Genomic DNA, 4635 nt, shown 5'->3' on the forward strand with positions numbered 1-4635 from the left:
CTTCATGGATATGTATAAAGTTTATAATCTATCCAGTGAAAAAAAGAGTAATGGAGTATATGTTTTCAATAAAACATCTATTGATAGATTTGAGTTTTTACAAGGATATAGAAGGGAATGGACAAAGTATGACACAAAAAAGAATAGCCATTACTACCATAAAGTAAAGCCAATCTTTCTCAATGGTGGCTATGTGGATACTGGTTTAAAAACAGATTATATAAAAAAATCTATGCATAATGATAGCTATGAATTTGCAATAAACTATTTATATTCTGATACTGGTAATATTTATACTCGTTTTGAAGAGAGTTTTAGAACTCCAGCTCCAACAGAGTTCCAAGATAAAGATGGAACTAACTATAGTTTAAATGATTTAAAACCTGAAACGAATCAAACTCTTGAGATTGGAGTTAAAGACTATTTCTTAGGATCTTTTGTCTCTTTGAGTGGATTTATTGGGAAAACTAAAAATGAGATTTATTACAATGAGGTTTCTCATGGTAAAGAGTGGTACTATGGTAACTTTGGTAAAACTGAAAGAAAGGGTATTGAATTAGGATTTGAACAAAGTTTTGGAAAATTTGTATTCTTTGAAAATTTAGCTTATATTGATGCTAAAATCAAGGAAGACTCTAAAAATTCTAGTTTAGAGGGAAATCAAGTCCCATATACACCTAAAATAAATGCCAATTTAGGAACTCTTATTAATTTCACAGATAATTTTAACTCTATCTTATCATTTAACTATAAAGATAGATACTATTTGGATAAAGCCAATAAATATGAGACAAAAAGTTTTGTTACTTTAGATTTAAGTCTTAACTACATGTTTAACAATGGATTAAAAATATATGGTGGTGTCAATAATATTTTGGATAGAGACAACTATGATCAAGAAGGTATTTCTGATAAAGAGATTGTCTATGATCCAGCTAATGGTAGAACTTTTTACACTGGATTTACATATATATTCTAAAAAAAAGCTAAGGTATAACTCAATAGGAGCTACCTTAGCTTTCTTACTTTAACAAAATATAATAAATAAAAGTGACAGTGTAAAAACAAAAAATAGATATATATAATCAGGAATCCCCAATTTATAATCCTTTAGTCTTGTCCTTTTAATTCCATTTCCATAACCTCTAACTTCCATAGAAATAGCTAAATTCACTGCATTTTGTATTCCACTTATAACCACTGGAAAAAATAGTGTCACTATATTCCCCATCTTCTCTCTAAAGTTCATTAGTTTATAATCTATTCCTCTTGCTTTTTGAGCAATAATTATTCTTTTACTCTCATCTTCTAACATTGGAATAAACTTAAATGCTAAAGCTGTTATAACTCCAATGGATTCCACTGGAACTTTAAATATTTTTAAAGGGAACAGAGTCTTTTCAATTACAAATCCAATCTCCCTGATCTCCATTTTTGAAACCATTGAAGTCACCAACAATATTATTGTTAAAAGTCTAAAAATTGAAAGTAGTACATAATCTACATCTCTATCCATAAGAAATAAATTTATAAATATCATGGATAAAAGGAGACCTATTGAGTATTTAAAAATCCTTTTTAATTTATTGAAATTCGCAGAAAATAGCTTCATTTGATAAAATATAAATGGTAAAATTATTATTATTTGATAATAATTTTTTGCAAACCCAAGAGCTAAAACATAAAATATTGTTGTATAAAAAACTGTTCTTGGGTCAAGTTTTCTTTTTAACATCTGATTCAACCCTTTCCAATAGCTTCTCTACACTCCTTATATTTTCAGTTTCTATTCCATACCCATTAACAATTTTACAAAATTTTATAAATTCCATATGAGAATCCTCTAAAACTTTTAAAGGAGTTCCAATTTTAACAATCTTTTTATTTTCTAATGAAATAACCTTATCTCCATACTCTAAAACATCCTCTAATAAATGAGATATTTGAATAATTGTTATCCCTTTATTTTTTAACTCCTTTAGAATGTCAAAAAATAATTTCTTATTCTCTAAATCTAATCCTGCTGTTGGTTCATCCAATAGCAATATCTCTGGAGAGTTTATCAAAATTGAAGCCAATGCCACAAATCTTTTTTGACCTCCACTTATTTCATGTGGTGATCTATTTAAAACCTCATTAGGAAGTTTAAGGCATTTCAAAATCTCCTCTAACTTTTTATCGATTATCTCTTTGGGTAAGTTTTTTTTAATCAGTGAATACTCTATCTCCTCTTTCACCGTATTATTAAAAAATTGTTTTTCAGTATACTGGAACATATATCCTACTTTTTCCCTATATTTTTTTAAATTTTTGCCACTGGATAGATCCATATTTCTCCATAAAATTGTACCTTGAATCTTGTCTAATAAAAATCCTATAGTTTGTAAAAGTGTGGATTTTCCACTTCCAGTTTTTCCAATTATAAAAATCCATTGATTACTTTCTATTTCTAAATTCAAATCTTTCAAGACTATATCTTCATATCCTGAGTTTACTTTTTTTAAAGAGAATTCCATAGATGCTCACCCATTTTCTCTAAACTAAAAATATCTTTAGATAAATCGGTTTTTTTCCTTTTATAAATGTTCTGTGCCACTTTTAACATAGGTGTCAACTCTATCCCTAGTTCCGACTCGCTTTTTATTAGAAAGCTGTTAAATAGCTCCTTAGAGCCCTTAAATTTGATGTTGTTTTTTTCAAGGTAGATAACTTCATCACAAAACTCTATTTCAGCTAAATGATGTGTTATTAAAATTATTGTTACTCCCTTTTCGTTAATCTTTTTTAATAGGTTTAAAATAACCTTTCTATTGGATGGATCTAGCATTGATGTACCTTCATCTAATATTAAAATTTTAGGGTCTAGGGCTAAAGCTGAGCCAATACAGAGTCTTTGTTTTTCTCCTCCAGATAATTTAGAGATTTTTTCATTTCTTTTTCCATAAAAATCTATTTCCTCTATTAATTTCTCTATTTTCTCTTCCATATGACCAGACGAATATCCATAATTTTCCATAACAAAGGCTATCTCCTCTTCAACAACATCAGTGACAATCTGTTCATCAGGATTTTGAAAAACAACCCCTATTTTCTTTCTGCATTGGAAAAGGTTCTCTTTTAGGTTTATATTATCTATATAGATGTCTCCTCGACTAGCCTTTTCTATGCCTAAAATTAATTTTATTAAGGTACTTTTACCAGATCCATTCTTTCCCAGCAATGTATAAAACTTACCTCTTTCAAAATTTATAGAAAAATCTTGAAAGATACTCCCTTCATCATAGGAAAAATCTATTGATTCTAATTTAATCAATCTCTATTCACTCCAATCATCTATATCATAAAAATTTAATTCAATATTTTTTTTATTTAAAAGTTTTTCAAAAGTTTCCATAAAAATCCCTTTTTCAGAAACTAAGTGAACCCTCTTAACAATATCATCTAAATTTTTATAGCAACTTGCTTCTCCTTCCCAATTTCCTCTGCATGTTTTATTAATTCCACAACTGGGACTACCCTTGACTCCATATACTCCAACTATCTCATATCCATTATCTATATAATTTTCAATTTGATTTATAATAGGATAAAGAAGTGATTTGCACTCTCTCTTAAAATAAGGGTATTCAAATTGATCTTTTACATGTCCCCATCTTTTTAAACCTAAAATAAGTAACTCTGGACATGGCAGTTGAATAATTCCACAATTATTTAAAAGAAAATTTTTTATAAATTCAAAGTAATACTTCTGTTCCTTTGCATAGGGCTTTACCACTGAGTTTTGATTTAAAATGCAGTGAGATAAAATAACTATTTTTTTTCCTCTATTCATTATTTAACCCCCTATCTTCCTTAACAAAGTGCTAGGAAGTTTACTTATTATCATAGCTACCACTACACAAGATGTTATTTTATCAATTAAATTAGACATTATCCTTGGTATAAATGCCGCTGTAAATATCTTTTGCCCACTTTTTACTAACCATCCTGTTAAAATATCCATTGAACCACCTGCTAATCCTCCAAATAGAGACACTGCTATTGGTGTTCCAACCAATGGTGCTAACACAGATAATAAAACTCCTGTTAAAATTGCTGTCTTTATACTAAAGCCAAATTTTTTTGCTATAAACCCTACAACAATTCCAATCATCATATTAACTATTGCAAATGGAAGTTCTACTGGATTATTTATCATTGCTGTTATCAAGTTTGTAATTAGTCCTGTTATAGCTCCAAAAAATGGACCTAATAGAGCACCTGATAATATTGTACCAACAGTATCTAAAAATAGAAAAGGTATACCAAATGTTTTAGCTAAGGTTGCTAATATAATATTCAATCCTATTCCCAATGCCGATATTGTTATTGATAAAGTATTTTTGTTCATTTTTCCCCTTTTTAGTTTTCACTTAAACTAATTCATAATATATATTTTGTAATTAGTCATCCCTTTAGTTAGGAACTTTTTTATAACTTTTATCCTAAAAGTTCTCATGTTTCACTTAAGTCACTTCATAAAGTTCCTCCTTCATCATTTTCTCTAACTATTATTATACAAAAAAAAACCTTATTAATAAAAGGTTTTTTTTTGTATTTCATCTTCTAATTTAAGTATAATATTTTCTATGGTTG

Annotated in this window: 6 protein-coding genes; 1 reads left to right on the plus strand and 5 read right to left on the minus strand. The window is 28.3% G+C overall.

Going from position 1 to position 4635, the window contains the following annotated elements; genetic code table 11:
* Positions 1-979 (plus strand): TonB-dependent receptor domain-containing protein (locus ACMOUI_RS00205; RefSeq protein ID WP_418963731.1); only part of this gene is annotated, 979 nt, incomplete at its 5' end.
* Between the two features lie 48 nt (positions 980-1027).
* Here the strand turns inward: ACMOUI_RS00205 and ACMOUI_RS00210 are convergent.
* The 5 genes from ACMOUI_RS00210 to ACMOUI_RS00230 are packed head-to-tail and all read right to left on the minus strand — an operon-like array spanning position 1028 to position 4390.
* A complete protein-coding gene (locus ACMOUI_RS00210) occupies positions 1028-1735 on the minus strand; it encodes an energy-coupling factor transporter transmembrane component T family protein (RefSeq protein ID WP_418963732.1) in 708 nt (235 codons plus the stop codon).
* Positions 1716-2516 (minus strand): energy-coupling factor ABC transporter ATP-binding protein, encoded by an 801-nt coding sequence (locus ACMOUI_RS00215; RefSeq protein ID WP_418963733.1) that lies wholly within the window; start codon positions 2514-2516, stop codon positions 1716-1718. Before ACMOUI_RS00215 ends, ACMOUI_RS00210 begins: the two co-directional genes overlap by 20 nt.
* The gene (locus ACMOUI_RS00220; protein ID WP_418963734.1) at positions 2501-3313 is read right to left on the minus strand and encodes an ATP-binding cassette domain-containing protein; all 813 of its coding nucleotides are present in this window, start codon (positions 3311-3313) and stop codon (positions 2501-2503) included. The genes ACMOUI_RS00215 and ACMOUI_RS00220 overlap by 16 nt, the downstream gene beginning before the upstream one ends.
* Before the next feature lie 3 nt (positions 3314-3316).
* The gene (locus ACMOUI_RS00225; RefSeq protein ID WP_418963735.1) at positions 3317-3832 is read right to left on the minus strand and encodes a CD3072 family TudS-related putative desulfidase; all 516 of its coding nucleotides are present in this window, start codon (positions 3830-3832) and stop codon (positions 3317-3319) included.
* 3 nt (positions 3833-3835) lie between these two features.
* Entirely contained in the window at positions 3836-4390 is a 555-nt protein-coding gene (locus ACMOUI_RS00230) for a CD3073 family putative ECF transporter S component (RefSeq protein WP_418963736.1), read from the minus strand.
* Positions 4391-4635 lie beyond the last annotated feature (245 nt).

Source organism: Cetobacterium sp., assembly GCF_048470075.1.
Lineage (GTDB): Bacteria > Fusobacteriota > Fusobacteriia > Fusobacteriales > Fusobacteriaceae > Cetobacterium_A.

What these genes read in the sequence shown, in the direction of transcription:
- ACMOUI_RS00225 (WP_418963735.1), bottom strand. Translation starts at nt 3,832, where the DNA reads ATGAATAGAGGAAAAAAAATAGTTATTTTATCTCACTGCATTTTAAAT.
- ACMOUI_RS00230 (WP_418963736.1), bottom strand. Translation starts at nt 4,390, where the DNA reads ATGAACAAAAATACTTTATCAATAACAATATCGGCATTGGGAATAGGA.
- ACMOUI_RS00210 (WP_418963732.1), bottom strand. Translation starts at nt 1,735, where the DNA reads ATGTTAAAAAGAAAACTTGACCCAAGAACAGTTTTTTATACAACAATA.
- ACMOUI_RS00215 (WP_418963733.1), bottom strand. Translation starts at nt 2,516, where the DNA reads ATGGAATTCTCTTTAAAAAAAGTAAACTCAGGATATGAAGATATAGTC.